This is a genomic window from Phyllobacterium sp. 0TCS1.6A, assembly GCF_026420825.1.
In the GTDB taxonomy this organism is placed as follows: domain Bacteria; phylum Pseudomonadota; class Alphaproteobacteria; order Rhizobiales; family Rhizobiaceae; genus Phyllobacterium.
On sequence record NZ_JAPMAB010000012.1, the window covers coordinates 18,127 to 32,430 of the forward strand.

Here is a 14,304-nt window from a genome sequence, read left to right on the forward strand (position 1 = left end):
GGGTGGGCAGCTCGTTCCGCGCGTGCCTGCCAATTTTCTAAGAATTGTTGTTTACCTCTTCCTCGAATCCGGAAGTTATTCCGTTTCCCGCAGCAAACTATCCCAGATTCTGTGGTCTGACACCGACCAGGCCCATGCTTCCATGAACCTGCGTCAATGTCTGGCGCGCATACGCAAGTTCCAGGACCAATATGGTTTGAACCTCATCCAGAGCGACGCGACCTATGTCTATCTGGATCTGGAACAGGTGCGCTCGCAGCTCCTCGAAATCGATCTGCTGGACTATCTGAACTGCAAATGCCGGGACGACATCGAATCCGTCCTGCGGATCGCCGATATCTACAATGGCGATCTGCTCATGCAGCATGAATCGCAGAGCGCCGATTTCGATGAATGGCTCGATGTCCAGCGGGCAAAGCTCAGGGACGAGACGATCAACATATTGCTGAGCGTCGTGAACCGGCCGATCGGCGTGAGCGTCGACGAAAAGCGCATCTGCGCCTGCAAGTTGATCGAGATCGATCCCTATCAGGAAGTTGCCTACCGGGTGCTGATGGCCACGGCCTCGCAACTGGGGCAGATAACGAAGGTCGAGCGGACTTTCCGCGAATGTGCAAAGAAATTGCGCGACGATCTGGATGTCGAGCCCGAGACGGAAACCGTCGAACTCTACCAGAGACTGTTGCCGAAGCAGCTTCCGAATGAAGGGCGCGCCGTCGGCACCTTCACCGGTATTGAACTGCCGCGCGGGTTGCAGGCGTCGAGCGTGATCGAGCAGAATGAGCGCGTCGGGCTGCCGCGCATCATCATGCTCTATATGCCGCACAATGCCGATGATCCGATAGAACAGCTTGCCGCATCGCTGATCGACGACATTACGATCGGCCTTTGCCGGCTGCGCACGGTTTCGGTCGTCGCCCCGTATACGTCGCGGCGGATCGTCGTCGATTCGCCGGTCGAAAGTTTCGAGCATCTCGGCACGCAGTTCGGTGTGAATTATGCGATCGACAGCAAGATCATGCGCCGCGACGGCACCTGTTTCCTGTCGGTGAAGCTGATCGACGTGGCAACGCAGCAGATCGTCTGGGCCGAGAAGCAGCGCTTCGACTATGTTCTGCCGGAGCAGCAATACCGGCAATTGTCGATACGCATCATCCTGTCGGTGGTCTCGATCATAGAGAAGACCGAGCTGGACCGCTACAATACGCTGTACCAGGACCCCAACGCCTACTACTGGTATCTCACGGGCAAGCGCGATCTCGACAAGTTCGACCTGGTCAAGCTTCGCCAGGCGCGCCAGTCGTTCAAGAATGCGCTCGTCGCTTCCGAGGACTTCGTACCCGCGCTGAGCGGCATTGCCCGGACGATGCAGAAAGAGTGGCTGATGCAGGCCCGCAGCGACAAGGACATTCTCATCGAAGGCGAGCAGATCGCCAAGCGCGCGGCGCCGACCGATCCGAATGACGAGCGGCCATTGCGCGAACTCGGCACGATCAGCATGTATCTCGGCAAGTATGACGACAGCCTCGAATATTTCGATCAGGGCGAGTCGATCAATCCCCAGCATGCCGACCTGCTGGCCGACTATGCCGACGCATTGACGCATTATGGCTGGCTCGAACAGGCGGTCGAGAAGATCGAGGTGGCGATCGCGCACAATCCGCTTGCGCCGGATTATTATTACTGGGTCGGCGCCGGTGCATTGCATGCGCTCGACCGGCACGAAGATGCCATCGCCTATACGAACAGGATGCAAAACCCGCGGGCGGCCGCACGATTGATAGCAGCCTGCTGGGCCATGCTCGGAGAGCGTGACGAGGCGGCGAGATTCCGCGCCTACTCGCTGGAGGACAATCCCGGGTTCAAGATCAGCGACTGGACCAAGAGCATGTGCCTGAGGGTGCCGGAACAGCGGCAGAAATATGAGGTCTCGCTGCGCGAAGCGGGCTTCCATTAAACGGTTCGCGACGAAATCGGGGCAGGAATGGCAAAATATTTTCTTTTGGGGGACGCCAGCGATCTTTGGCTGGTGGATGTCGAAGCGGGCTCGGTCGTGCCGATCAGCGAAGAGCTGCTGGCAAGCCCTTTCAGCTCCGACATGTTGAAACTGGTCGATCGCGCAAGGCGAAATGGCATGTCGCTCATAAGGGGCGTCAGCGTGGCCATCTCCGGCGATGCGCGCGCGGAACTTGCGACCAAGTCGTACAGCGAGAATAACGAAAATTAAGTGGAGAAACGGCGGGAACTTTACTGCAGTTGCTTCGCCCATTGACGTCCGCACGAATCAGAATAACCTCTCCTTGTGAGCTCTTTACTTGGAAAGGTTATAGTCATGGGAAAGTTTTACATTGTTGACGACATGACCACCGACAAGCTTTGGCTGGTGGATGAACATAAACGCTCGATTGAGCTGATCGACAGGGATGTCCTTGGTTCCATGGGCAATGCAGGCGCAGAATTTCTGAAAAGAATGGATAATCGCGACCGGTCGACAGTAATGTCGGGCGTTTGCCGCAGTGACGCTTCGGATCGCGCCTATTCCGCAAGCCCCTGCTAAGGGACAGGTTCCGCCGGGGCCGGAATGGTCCCGGCGGAACATCCTTATGGCGGCATGGGACACGCCCTCGTGGATAATTCATGAAACCCCTGGACGTGACGTCGATAATGGCACGGCTGGCCGGCGATGAGGCGAGGCTTGTGGCCGCTGCTCGTTCCGACAGTCTTTCCTCTGCCCGGCTTCAAAACGCTGCAACGCTCGTGGAGCGCTTGCGCCCGCATTTCCCGCGGCTCGGCATTGTCCGCATTGCCGATATGACGGGGCTCGACCGTATAGGAATTCCCGTCTGGATGGCTGTCCGGCCAAACAGCCGGACGCTGGCCGTGAGCCAGGGCAAGGGGATGAGCGCCGCTCATGCCCAGGCATCGGCTGTCATGGAAGCGGCGGAGATCGCCATTGCCGAGAATATCGGCCTGCCACGTCTGACAGCTTCGCGGCGGGAACTGATCGAGCAGGGGAACGCGGTCTTCGACGGGCGCATGTTGCTGATGCGCGATGCTGACGAGCCGGCGATGGACGAGCCGGTGGATTGGCTGCAGGGCCATGATCTCATCAAGCAATCGCCGGTCATGGTTCCGCACGAACTGGTCACGCTCGATTTCACCACTGCCCGGCGGGCGTTTCATTATACCCAATCGACGGATGGGCTGGCCTCGGGCAATTGCCTGCTGGAGGCTGTCATTCATGGGCTGTGCGAGCGCGTGGAGCGTGACGCGATCGAACTCTGGCGCTTCAGGAAGGATGCGGCAGTCGAGGCGAATTGTGTCGATCCGGCTGCCCTCAGGCATGAAAGCATCGACGGGCTGGCGCACAGCATCAAGACCGCCGGGTTCGAACTGAGGCTTTTCGATATCAGCTCCGATATCGGGCTGCCCGTGTTCATGGCTACCATCTCTCCGCGGACGCGCCACGAATCCTACCTGCATTTCGATCTGGCAGCCGGCTATGGCTGTCATCTTTCGCCGACGGTTGCGGCGATGCGGGCGATCACCGAAGCTGCGCAGACGCGCATCACCAATATTTCCGGCGCCCGGGACGATTTCGACCCCGCCGAATATGCGCAGCGGCTGGCACCGGATCTTGCCGTCTACATCAATGCTGCGCCACTGGCGGATTTCGCCTTTGCCGACGCGATGCCGCAGGACAAGGCGCGGCTCGAATGCTATCTGGCGCCATTGCGGGCCAGCGGGATCGGCAGCGTTGTCGTCGTGCCGCTCGGCGGCGAGGAGTTCGGCATCTCCGTCTGCCGGGTGCTGGTGAACGAACTGGAAAGCCCGGTCGGCATGCGCAAGCATCGCTTTGGCGGCAGGGCGCTCACCGCCCTGCTGCGGCATTAGGAGCGGGCGATGAAGATATTGTTTGCCGGTCCAAGCCTGTCGGGAACGCCTTATGTTCCGCTGGAAGGCGGCAAGGACCGGCTGGTGCCGGAGCATGATCTGACCTGCCGCGGCCCGGCCAGATGCGGTGACATCACGCGGGCGGTGCAGCAGGGGTTTCGCCGGATCGGTCTCGTCGATGGCCGGTTCGAGGACGTGGCGGCGGTCTGGCACAAGGAGATTCTCTACGCGCTCTCGCGCGGCGTCGTCGTCTACGGAGCCGCCAGCATGGGGGCGCTGCGGGCGGCGGAATGCCACCCATTCGGCATGATCGGCCTCGGCCAGGTGTTCGAAAGATATGCTTTCGGCGGACTTGAGGACGATGCGGCCGTCGCGCAGATCCACGCTCCGGCCGAGTTCGGCTATGTGGCCTTCAGCGAGGCAATGGTGACCGTGGATGCGACGCTGGAGCGTGCGATGGAAGCCGGTTCCATCACGCTGGACGAGGCAGGCGCAATCAGGGACGCCTGCAATGCGATTTTCTTCAAGGATCGGACGCGAAAGCGCATCTTCGCATGTGCGGATGCCGTGGTGCCCGGTTCCGCCGTCAAGCTTGCAGCAGCCTGGCGCCATATCAAGCGGGAGGATGCCGAGATTCTACTTCAAATCCTGCTCGGGCGAGAGTTGAAAGTACCGTCGCCGCAGGTTTCATCTGCCTTTTCCGGGTGGACATTCAATGAAACGGTGCAATGGGCGAAACTAAAGAACTAGTACTGCTGCAGCGCACAATCAGTTCTATCTATAATCATATTGATTACGGAATTTGTCTAAAATTGTCGAAAAAGATACTGACGAGTCACGCTCGCGTAACGGGTAGCGCCTTAGCTTCATCACGTGGTCGCAAGTTTAAACGCATGAAAAACAAAATTAATCAAGCGTGTGTGGGAGCAAGCGGGCAGCAGTCGGTGGGGGACCTACGCCGGAACTCTAAAGTGATTGAATGTAGGGTTTCGGCGTAGCACCGCGTCTCGGACGTCCATCCAACCAATTACAATAATCTAGAACCTGAACGGACGCGCTTGTCTGCAAGCGTGCGACGGACTTTGGGCAAGGGGCAGTTTTGTGAAAGTTGCAATCGTTCATTATTGGCTGCTGTCGATGCGCGGCGGTGAAAAGGTGCTTGAAGCGCTGAGCGAGCTTTATCCGGAAGCCGATATCTTCACCCTGGTCTACGACCCGGATGCGATCAAGGGACGGCTGAAGAACCATACGATCAAGACGTCGTTCCTCCAGAAAATCCCCGGCGTGAAGAAATACTACCAGCTGATGCTTCCGCTCATGCCGTTGGCGCTCGAAAGCATGGATATCACCGATTACGATCTGGTGATCTCGAGCGAATCCGGCCCGGCGAAGGGAATCATCCCGAAGCCCGACGCGCTGCATGTCTGCTACTGCCATTCGCCCATGCGCTATATCTGGGATCATTATTTCTTCTATCACGCCAATGCGGGCTTCTTGAAACGGCTGCTCATGCCGGTCATCGCGTCCCGGTTGCGGCAATGGGATGTCTCGACGAGCGCCCGGGTAGATCGCTTCGTCGCCAATTCGCGTCACATCGCCAATCGCATCGAGAAATATTACCGCCGGGACGCGACTGTCATCCATCCGCCGGTTTCGGTGGATGATTTCGCCATCGCGGACGATATCGGCGACTTCTACCTCTGTGCCGGGCAGCTGGTTGGATATAAGCGCGTGGACATCGCGGTCGATGCCTTCACCAGGATGCAGAAGAACCTCGTCGTCATCGGCACCGGCGAAGAGATGGAAGACCTCAAGCGCCGCGCCGGTCCGACGATAAAATTTCTCGACCATCAGCCTTTCGCGTCGCTGAAGAAGCACATGGCGCAATGCAAGGCGTTGATATTTCCGGGCGAGGAGGATTTCGGCATCGTTCCGGTGGAGGTCATGGCCAGCGGCCGGCCGGTTCTCGCCTATGGTCGCGGCGGCGCGATGGATACGGTCGTCGAGGGCCTGTCCGGCATGCTCTTCGCCGAGCAGAGCGTCGAGTGCCTGATCGAAAGCGTGGCGAAGTTCGAGGCGGCAGAGGCCGGTTTCGAGCCGAAGGCGATCCGGGCGCACGCACTCAACTTCAGCAAGGACAATTTCAAGAAGAAGATCAAGATGCTGGTGCAGGAAGAGCTTGCGAAACGCAGCGCCGTCGCCGCCGGCCTGTCTCCGGTCAATGTGCCGCCGGCGATCCCGGAGGGCTGGCCGAAGCCGGGCGCACTCGTTCTTGCGCGCAGTCCGAAGACGCGGAGACCGGCCGATGTCGTCCAGCCCAGCTGAAAACGCTTTAGTGCCGCTCGAACGAGTGGTTGTCATCAATGACGAGGCAATAGCGAGCGGCGGAGCTGCCGTTCTGGCGCTGCTATCGGCCCGGCTCCTGCGCGAGGCCGGGATACCCGTCACCTTCCTCAGCGGCGACGCCGGATCCAATCCTGCGCTGTCCTCGGACGGGATCGAGGTATCCGGTATCGGCAGCGCGCCGCTCCTGAAGCTGCCATTGCACAGGCGGATTGTCGAAGGCGCCTATAACCGGCTGGCTCACCGCCGGATACGCGAATATATCGCGCAGCACGACACGCCCGGCACGATCTACCACGTGCATGCCTGGGCGCAGATATTATCGCCATCGATCTTCTCGGCGCTGCGGCCCGTGCATCACCGGCTGGTCATCTCGGCCCATGATTTCACGCTGGTCTGCCCGAATGGCAGCTATGCCAATTTCAACCAGTCGACCGTATGCGAGCTGACGCCGCTCAGCCGCCAGTGCCTCGCTTCGCATTGCGACAAGCGGCGATATGCCGACAAGGTCTGGCGTTTCGGCCGTTCATGGCTGCGGACGCGGTTGCTGCAGCTTGCCGATTCCGAATGCACGATCGCATCGATCCATCCGCTGATGAACCCATGGCTCGAGCGCGGCGGCATTCCACAGGAGCGGATCAGGACGGTACTCAATCCGGTTCGTCCCTTTGCCCGCCGGCGGATCCCGGCGGAAACCAATGACGACATCTTCATTATCGGCAGGGTGGAATTCGAGAAGGGCGTGGATATCGCGGCCGAGGCGGCGAGACGCGTCAACAGGAAGCTGCGCGTCATCGGCGATGGCGCGTTCCGGGAGGAACTGCTTCAGCGCTATCCGGAAATTGTCTGGGAGGGCTGGCGGAGCCATGAGGAGATTGCCGAACTCTTGCAGCAGGCGCGCTTCGTGGTGATGCCGAGCCGCCTGCCGGAGCCGTTCGGCCTGGTGGCGCATGAGAGCCTGCAAAGCGGCGTGCCTGTCGTCGCGTTCAAATCGGCCTTCATTGCTCAGGAGGCGAGGCAGCTTGGATGCGGGATCGTAGCGGAACGGACGGACGTCGACAGCCTGGCGGCCGCGTTCGCGAAGATGGACGACGATGCGACGGTCGAGCGCATGAGCCATCTGGCCTTCGATGTCTCGCCGCGCCTGTCCAACACGCCGGGCTCATGGCGGGACGAATTCATCGCGCTTTACAAGTCTCGCCTGCGATCGCAGGAGCAGGCTGTCCTGCGGCCAGGGCCCGAGCTGTCTTACGGGCGGGCGCAGGCCGTATAAATCCGTCGATTGATCCCAGAAAAAGACAACTAAATCCAAATCAGCAGGATATCCTGCCAAAAACTATGCTTTTATTCATTTTTGTGGCATATGATCTTGTACGGCAGGGGAATTACTGCCGAATTTCGGGGTATCGTTAAATCCGATTATTTACGGAAGGGCGATATCGACGATTGAAACAAGTTCAAGAGATCGATGCCAAACCCGACAGAAAACCTCAAATCCACCGACGAGCAGCCATCGAAATCCTTTTTCGACCTGGTCGAGGAGAAGTATTTGATCAGATGGGCCGCGTTTCTAACGTGCGTCATCTTCTGGGTTGTTGTCTGGCGCCTGCTCTAGCCCGCCGCCGCCTTGGTTGAGGGTGCCGGCCTCACTGTCGCCGGCAACGAGCCAGTTGCGCAAGATTGCCACCGACATCGGCCCCAGATTGGGAATGAGATTGAGATCCAGGCTTGCCGCCCAGACGCGTTCGGGCTCCCAGTCCTGCGGCATGTCCCAGGGCGATCCGCCATATTCAATCCATAGCGCATTGGAGATTCGAGAATGCACGGTCTTCGACGGGCAGAAATCTCTAAGGCGATCGCGCATGGGCAACTCGAGAACATGCATTGATTGATGCGTCATTGCGGCGGTTCCTGCGAACGGTCCTGGTCAGCAACTGCCTCGCGCCAGGAGTACTACTAACGCTGTACGGCACATGATCTTGATGTCGAGAATAAGCGAGCGGGACTTGAAGTAGGCTACATCCAGCTTCACCCTCGTGTCATAGCCGGTGCTGCTGCGCCCGCTTACCTGCCACAGGCCTGTGATGCCGGGCTTGAGCGCCGCATAGTAGTGATAGGCATCGCCATAGCGTGCTATTTCGCTCGTGACGATCGGCCGGGGCCCGACGATGCTCATGTCGCCGCGCAGCACATTGAAGAATTGCGGCAGCTCGTCGAGGCTTGAGACGCGAAGGAAACGACCCAGCCGGTGAATGCGCGGATCGGACTTCAATTTCTGGGTTTCGCGCCATTCGCGCAGGGCTTCCGGATTCTCGTCCAGCAGCTTCTTCAAGCGCTCATCGGCGTCATTCGCCATCGAGCGGAACTTGTAGCAGGTGAATTCCTTGCCATTCTGGCCGATGCGTCTTTGCCGATAGATGATCGGCGTGCCGTCATGTGCGATGAGGGCGACGACGATCGCCACGAGCACGGGAAAGAGAAAAGCCAATGCGACGACAGCGAAAGCAACGTCAAGCGCCCTTTTGGAAAGGTCATAGAACAGTTTGTTTTGCGCATTCGTTATTTCTGGCCGTTGTTCAACCAACGGTTCTGATATGTAGGACATAATGTAAACCCCAAGCCACCCATTGCCGCTCTAAGTCAGATAAATTTCACGTCGTCTTCTTGCGCGAGAACATTGCCGTTCCTTGCGTGTTTCAGTGTAGAAGTTTAAACCGAAGTATTACCCAACAGCTTCTTATTTTTATTTGTGAGCGATTCCATTTTATACGTTAAAATTATAGTATATGCCTCTGGCGTCAATAATTAATAGTGACTAATGGCGGCGGTTGTGCCTTTATCAATATTCATTAAATGTTTAGGAAAATTTGACGCAAATTGCCCGTTTTCGCGATCGAATCGGCGAAACGGTGCAGCATTTCAGGCCCGGCACAAATCGATCACGAAGCGCCCGCCGAGGAAATCGACATGATGACATGCGACGATTCCCGGTTTGAAATTGGGCTCGATGAGTCGCAAGGGCCGCTCGCTGTATTCGTCGGCATCGAGCCGGGTTATTTCCTGGATATTGAGCCCATAGCCATAGACGCCATGGGAATTGCATTGAGACGGGCGCAACAGGCGGTCGCCGACGAGGTGGACGCGTCCGGCATTGCGCGCGATGTCGCTGCCGATGATCACCGGGTTGCGCTTGTGCGGGACCACCGACGTCAGGGCGGGGCCATCCACGGCGAAGGCATAGAGTTCGCTGCAATGGTCCATGAAGTCCGAATGATCGGACAGCGACGTCAGCAGCCACCATTGCCCCTTGGTCTTGAACATGACCGTATCGGCTGGACTTTGCCCCTCCAGGGCAGTCGCATGCAGTTCCCACTTCAGCGGAAATTCCACGGACTTCCAGATTTCCACGCGCCCGGTCTGATGGGTCTCGGGGATGAGATAGATATCGTCGCCATCATTGAATACGAAAGGATAGGAAAGATGATAGCTGGTGCGCAGGCAGGTGCCCAATAGCTCCGCCTTGCCATCGACGAGCTTCGCCACCGAAAGCCAGGCATTTTCGTGATTGCCGGGAAAACACTCGAAGAACACGTAGTCCTCGCCGTTCCATTGGAAAAGGAAGGGATCGGCGGCCCACATTCCCGGCGCCAGCTGCAGCTCGAGACTCTCCGACGGCCGGAAATCCTCGATACTGCCCGACCCGATATGAACGCCCCAGCTGCGGGCTTTCAATCCCAGGCGCGTGCGCCCGACGACAAGCGCCTTGGTCAGGATATTTCCGGCGAGGCGCCGGAGATAGGGCGGCAGGTCCCGATAGGACGGGCTATGCGTCGCTTCCGTGGGTTGAACGGCCGCGGCCGGCTTCAGCTCGCCGCTATCGGCGATCCGGCGCAATTCGCGCATGAGAAGGATGACCGACTTCTCCTTGAGGAATGCGCCATTGACCGTTGCGCAGAATTTCGTGCCATAGGATGCGCCGGCGAGCGGCTGCGGCGGCTCGCTGGCGCTTGCCCGGAAATTGACGACGACCTTGGTGAAAGGACTGCCGTTCCGGACTTCCCGGAAACCGGCCCAGTCATAGCCAGCAGTCTTCCGGTCGACGAAATCCAGCGATAATTCGCCAAGCCTGGTGCGGTCGAGCACGCGCCGCGGCAGTGCGTCCGCGGTGAGGCGGATGAAGATATCCACGCCGCTATAGGCCGAGCCCTTGTCCGCGGTGATCCGCAGCAGCTGGCTCTTCACCTCGCGAGCAAGGCTGCTTGTGTTACGGGCGAAGACCATCTGTTCGCCGCGTTGCAGCAGCCGGAGGGCGAGCGGGGCTGCCGTCTTTGCCGGAGACCTGTTCTCGACAATGTCGCGGAGTTCAAGCCGGCTGTCGGCCAGAATATCTGCGAGCAGCTTTGCTTCCCAGTTGCTCAGTTCCTCGATGGAATCAATGGCAACGCCAATGGCGAGTTTTGACACGCGGGCCCCCTGCGATGCTCGGTTTGTTCGCTGTTTTTCTTCATTGCCGATGCGACCGAGCTTCCCCTTTTTAAGGAATGTCCCATGTTCGATTGGGTTCGTCCAGACGGGCTAATCGAATTGATTAGCAATGTAGTTCCTGAAAATGCGCTGCCGATCTGTTAGAAATCGGAGACTGCCGGCGTTCATGGATCAGCCGAAATAAACAAGCAAAAACAATATCGAAACGGCCGAAGCTGCGGCCGAACAGAGCGGTGGGGTATATATCCTGGATCAGTTCCCGAAAAGAGATGCCGGAAGTGTGACGGCCCGGAAAGCGGCGGCCATGGGAATAGCCGCGCTCGGCTCGCGCGTCTCTGCGCAGGTCGCCCAGATGGCCGTATTCATTCTGGCCGCGCGCACGCTCACCGCCGCGGAATTCGGGCTCTATACGCTCACGCTGGCGATCGCGATATTCCTGACCCGCGTCGCGGAAGCCGGCTCGAGGGAGTTCATCATGAGCTGCCGGGAGGACCGCTCGCTGCTCGACCAGATCGGCACTGCCGCCATCATCAGCGGCGCTGCCGGGACAGCGGGCGGACTCATCGCCGCGAAGTTCATCGACAGCATCTTTTCCGTCCAGGGCGCGGCCAGCCTGCTCTGCCTGTTTTCCGCATGGGTGTTCCTTGCCACCTTGAGCGCGGTCTATACCGGACTGCTCGTCAGGCGCAGCCAGTCGGAGCTACACTCGGTCTTTCTCATGGTCGGGGAAGCGGTCGGCTTGCTGACTGCGCTGGCGGGGCTCTATTCCGGCCTCGGCATATTCGCGCTGGCGATCGGCAAGCTCAGCATGCAGGTGATTTACCTCAGTGCCGCATTCGTCGCCACGAAATGGTTCCCGCGCCTCAGGCTCGAATGGAGCGTCGTGCGCGAACTGGCGGCCTTTTCGAGGCACATCCTTTCGACGCGCATGATCGCCTATATCCAGACCTATGCGGTGACTTTCATCATCGGCGGCTTCATCGGAACAGCCGGCGTTGGTTATTACCGTGTCGCGGAACGTCTCGCCTCCTCGTTCTTCGAGCTCATGGAGGAGCCGGCGCGGCTGATTTCGTGGGTGTCGTTGCGGCGGGTCATCGACAATGACGCGCATCATACCGAGACGAAGCTGCGCGTCGGGCAGGAAATTACCTTGCTGATGCCGTTTCTTCTGGCGCTCGCCCTTCCGATCTTTATCGGCCTGGCGCTGGTTTCGGAGGATCTGGTGGTGCTCCTGCTCGGGGAACCATGGCACCCGGCAGCGCCCATCACGTCGATCCTGGCGCTGGCCTATCTGATGTGCATTCCTCAAGTGCTGTCCGAACCTGCGCTTTCGCTGACGGGCCAGATCAATCTTCTGCCGCGGATATCGCTCTTCAACGCGGCGATCGCCATCGCCATCATCTTTGCCACCGTGCCGTCTGGTATCGAAGCTGTCGCCGCAGGCCAGTTCGCCGCCGGCGTGATCAGCTTCATCGCGACGGTTTGGCTGCAGATCCGCTTTGGCCGTGTGTCATGGGGAAGGATCGCAAGGCGTGCCGCCATCGTGCTTCCCGGCCTCGCCGCCATGGCGGGAGCCGTCCTCTGGTTCGCGGCGGCACCAATGGCGCCGGGATTGAAGCTGGCCTTGCAGGTGGCGACGGGCGCCATCGCCTATGGCCTCATCGCCGGGGCAGCGTTTTTCATCGCATACCGATCAAATGACTGGTCCTCGCTCAGGGAGAGCAGGGCCACGGGAAGCTTGGAGTAAATGGGGGTTCCGATGCAGGAAAATCAACGTGGTTTCGCAGCAGGGGTGAAGCATGACAGGCAGGATCTACGCCGCTTCCTCGATGTCGACATCGAAATTGCCCCGGGTGTGCTTGCGCCTCGCGAGGAGACGGAACTGCTTTGCCTTGCTGCCATCGAGCGGTTGACGGAGGAGGAAGAGCCCCTCGTCATCGATATGTGTTGCGGTTCCGGCAATCTCGGCTTGGCGATAGCGACCGCAGTCAGTTCGGCACGGGTAATCGGCGCGGACCTGACCGACGAAACCGTGGAACTCGCGCGGCGCAACACGGTGCGGCTCGGGCTGAAGAGCCGGGTTTCGATCTATCAGGGCGATCTCTTCGAAGCGCTGAATGGCCAGACGCTCACTGGCAAGGTCGATATGATCGTCTGCAACCCGCCTTATATTTCGACGCGGCGCCTGACCGACAGCCTGGCGCATCTGCTCGAGGACGAGCCGCGGGAAGCCTTCGACGGCGGGCCCTTCGGCATCTCGATCCTGCAAAGGGTGATCCGGGGAGCGGTAGCCTTCCTGAAACCCGATGGCTATCTGATCATGGAATTCGGCGAAGGCCAGGTGGAGCAGGTGCGGCACCTCGTGACGCGTGTCGAGGGCTTTGCGCCGCCGGTCTTCATAACCAATGAGGAGGGTACTCCCCGCGTCGTCGTGGCGCGCAGGGAGGCTATGGGAGCGGATCGTGGATAGCACTGGCGCCGGCCTGATCAGACCCCTGGCGAAGGCGGACATCCCCGCCGTCGCCAGCATGTTCTGGCGTATGTTCAAGCCGAAAAACCAGACCGTCTCGCCTGCCGCCGAAGCCTATCTGGAATCGCTGTATCTCAATCCCGACAGCCGGGACAAGGATATCATTTCCCAGGTCTTCATCGGCGACAATGGCGTGCTCAACGGCTTCATCGGTTCGCTGCCGCTTCGTATGAGCATTCAGGGGCGGACGCTGCGCGCTGCCATATGCGGACCTCTCATGGTCGAGCATCATGCCTCGGACCCGCTGGCGGGCGCACGGTTGCTGCGCACATTTCTGGCCGGGCCGCAGGATCTTTCGCTGAGCGAAACGGCCAATGAAACCTCCCGCCTCATGTGGACCAGGCTGCGCGGCGTCGTCCTGCCGTCCTACAGCCTGGAATGGGTCAAGATATTCCGGCCTGCGGGATTCGCCGCCGATTTCGCGATGCGCTACACGCCGCTGGCGCGTTCGCTGAAGCCACTGGCGGCGCCCCTCGATCGGCTGGCCGGGAACTGGAGCCGCGGCCATCTGCAGGAGCAGGGCGGACTGCGCGCCACGAGCGACGAGGCGACCGATTTCCCGACGTTGATGGAGCTGGTACCGTCCTTCCTGCAACATTACGATCTGCGCCCGGATTGGACGGGTGACGAACTTCGTTCGGTTCTGAACGCAGCGATAACCAAGTCTTCCTATGGCGAGCTTCACAGCCGCATTGTCCGATCCGGTTCGGGCACCGCGCTCGGCGCCTATCTCTACCACGGAGGCAGCGGCAGGGTGGCGCGCATCCTGCAGATATTTGCACGGCGTGGACAGGAGGATGCGGTACTCGATCGCCTGTTGTCGCATGCTGCCCAGTCGGGAGCAGTCGCGGTGCGGGCCCGCATCCAGCCAAATCTGATGGCGGCGATGATGGTGCGCAAGGGCATGTTCTTCCAGCGCTCGTCCACGGTTCTTCACGCGCGGGATGAAGCGGTGCTCGGCGCATTCGCCGCGGGAAATGCCTTCTTCAATGGATTGGCGGGCGAAGCCTGGAACAGGCTCAATGGCGACGATTTCCGCTGACCTTGGCCCA

13 protein-coding genes are annotated in these 14,304 nt (G+C 59.6%); 10 read left to right on the forward strand and 3 right to left on the reverse strand.

Annotation, left to right across the window (positions count from 1 at the left end):
• The first annotated feature begins 142 nt into the window (after positions 1 to 142).
• The 7 genes from OSJ75_RS21045 to OSJ75_RS21075 all read left to right on the forward strand — a co-directional run bounded on the left by OSJ75_RS21045 (position 143) and on the right by OSJ75_RS21075 (position 7,510).
• Positions 143 to 1,957: a BTAD domain-containing putative transcriptional regulator gene (locus tag OSJ75_RS21045; protein WP_250019262.1), complete on the forward strand. Its 1,815-nt coding sequence runs from the start codon at positions 143 to 145 to the stop codon at positions 1,955 to 1,957.
• A gap of 27 nt (positions 1,958 to 1,984) precedes the next feature.
• The gene (locus OSJ75_RS21050) at positions 1,985 to 2,227 is read left to right on the forward strand and encodes a hypothetical protein (RefSeq protein ID WP_267229386.1); all 243 of its coding nucleotides are present in this window, start codon (positions 1,985 to 1,987) and stop codon (positions 2,225 to 2,227) included.
• A gap of 105 nt (positions 2,228 to 2,332) precedes the next feature.
• Positions 2,333 to 2,557: a hypothetical protein gene (locus OSJ75_RS21055; RefSeq protein ID WP_267229387.1), complete on the forward strand. Its 225-nt coding sequence runs from the start codon at positions 2,333 to 2,335 to the stop codon at positions 2,555 to 2,557.
• 80 nt (positions 2,558 to 2,637) lie between these two features.
• Positions 2,638 to 3,894 (forward strand): YcaO-like family protein, encoded by a 1,257-nt coding sequence (locus tag OSJ75_RS21060; protein WP_267229388.1) that lies wholly within the window; start codon positions 2,638 to 2,640, stop codon positions 3,892 to 3,894.
• A gap of 9 nt (positions 3,895 to 3,903) precedes the next feature.
• Positions 3,904 to 4,644 (forward strand): TfuA-like protein, encoded by a 741-nt coding sequence (locus tag OSJ75_RS21065; RefSeq protein WP_267229389.1) that lies wholly within the window; start codon positions 3,904 to 3,906, stop codon positions 4,642 to 4,644.
• 351 nt (positions 4,645 to 4,995) lie between these two features.
• Positions 4,996 to 6,219, forward strand: a complete 1,224-nt coding sequence (locus tag OSJ75_RS21070) for a glycosyltransferase (protein ID WP_267229390.1) — start codon at positions 4,996 to 4,998, stop codon at positions 6,217 to 6,219.
• Complete coding sequence (locus OSJ75_RS21075) at positions 6,200 to 7,510, forward strand: glycosyltransferase family 4 protein (RefSeq protein WP_250019271.1); 1,311 nt, start codon at positions 6,200 to 6,202, stop codon at positions 7,508 to 7,510. Before OSJ75_RS21070 ends, OSJ75_RS21075 begins: the two co-directional genes overlap by 20 nt.
• Positions 7,511 to 7,807: 297 nt before the next feature.
• On the opposite strand, the gene OSJ75_RS21080 is transcribed toward OSJ75_RS21075, so the two are convergent.
• The 3 genes from OSJ75_RS21080 to OSJ75_RS21090 all read right to left on the reverse strand — a co-directional run bounded on the left by OSJ75_RS21080 (position 7,808) and on the right by OSJ75_RS21090 (position 10,701).
• A complete protein-coding gene (locus tag OSJ75_RS21080; protein WP_267229391.1) occupies positions 7,808 to 8,137 on the reverse strand; it encodes a hypothetical protein in 330 nt (109 codons plus the stop codon).
• Positions 8,138 to 8,164: 27 nt separating this feature from the next.
• Entirely contained in the window at positions 8,165 to 8,842 is a 678-nt protein-coding gene (locus OSJ75_RS21085; RefSeq protein WP_256473399.1) for a sugar transferase, read from the reverse strand.
• Positions 8,843 to 9,156: 314 nt separating this feature from the next.
• The gene (locus OSJ75_RS21090; protein ID WP_267229392.1) at positions 9,157 to 10,701 is read right to left on the reverse strand and encodes a hypothetical protein; all 1,545 of its coding nucleotides are present in this window, start codon (positions 10,699 to 10,701) and stop codon (positions 9,157 to 9,159) included.
• A 325-nt stretch (positions 10,702 to 11,026) separates the two neighbouring features.
• On the opposite strand from OSJ75_RS21090, the gene OSJ75_RS21095 reads away from it, so the two are divergent.
• The 3 genes from OSJ75_RS21095 to OSJ75_RS21105 are packed head-to-tail and all read left to right on the forward strand — an operon-like array spanning position 11,027 to position 14,294.
• The gene (locus tag OSJ75_RS21095; RefSeq protein WP_267229393.1) at positions 11,027 to 12,469 is read left to right on the forward strand and encodes an oligosaccharide flippase family protein; all 1,443 of its coding nucleotides are present in this window, start codon (positions 11,027 to 11,029) and stop codon (positions 12,467 to 12,469) included.
• A gap of 12 nt (positions 12,470 to 12,481) precedes the next feature.
• Entirely contained in the window at positions 12,482 to 13,192 is a 711-nt protein-coding gene (locus tag OSJ75_RS21100; protein ID WP_267229394.1) for a N5-glutamine methyltransferase family protein, read from the forward strand.
• A complete protein-coding gene (locus OSJ75_RS21105) occupies positions 13,185 to 14,294 on the forward strand; it encodes a hypothetical protein (RefSeq protein WP_267229395.1) in 1,110 nt (369 codons plus the stop codon). The genes OSJ75_RS21100 and OSJ75_RS21105 overlap by 8 nt, the downstream gene beginning before the upstream one ends.
• Positions 14,295 to 14,304: the final 10 nt, after the last annotated feature.

Bases quoted from the DNA above. Each gene is read 5' to 3' on its own strand.
- OSJ75_RS21045 (WP_250019262.1), top strand. From the start codon at position 143: ATGAACCTGCGTCAATGTCTGGCGCGCATACGCAAGTTCCAGGACCAA.
- OSJ75_RS21050 (WP_267229386.1), top strand. From the start codon at position 1,985: ATGGCAAAATATTTTCTTTTGGGGGACGCCAGCGATCTTTGGCTGGTG.
- OSJ75_RS21055 (WP_267229387.1), top strand. From the start codon at position 2,333: ATGGGAAAGTTTTACATTGTTGACGACATGACCACCGACAAGCTTTGG.
- OSJ75_RS21060 (WP_267229388.1), top strand. From the start codon at position 2,638: ATGAAACCCCTGGACGTGACGTCGATAATGGCACGGCTGGCCGGCGAT.
- OSJ75_RS21065 (WP_267229389.1), top strand. From the start codon at position 3,904: ATGAAGATATTGTTTGCCGGTCCAAGCCTGTCGGGAACGCCTTATGTT.
- OSJ75_RS21075 (WP_250019271.1), top strand. From the start codon at position 6,200: ATGTCGTCCAGCCCAGCTGAAAACGCTTTAGTGCCGCTCGAACGAGTG.
- OSJ75_RS21080 (WP_267229391.1), bottom strand. From the start codon at position 8,137: ATGACGCATCAATCAATGCATGTTCTCGAGTTGCCCATGCGCGATCGC.
- OSJ75_RS21085 (WP_256473399.1), bottom strand. From the start codon at position 8,842: ATGTCCTACATATCAGAACCGTTGGTTGAACAACGGCCAGAAATAACG.
- OSJ75_RS21095 (WP_267229393.1), top strand. From the start codon at position 11,027: ATGGGAATAGCCGCGCTCGGCTCGCGCGTCTCTGCGCAGGTCGCCCAG.
- OSJ75_RS21100 (WP_267229394.1), top strand. From the start codon at position 12,482: ATGCAGGAAAATCAACGTGGTTTCGCAGCAGGGGTGAAGCATGACAGG.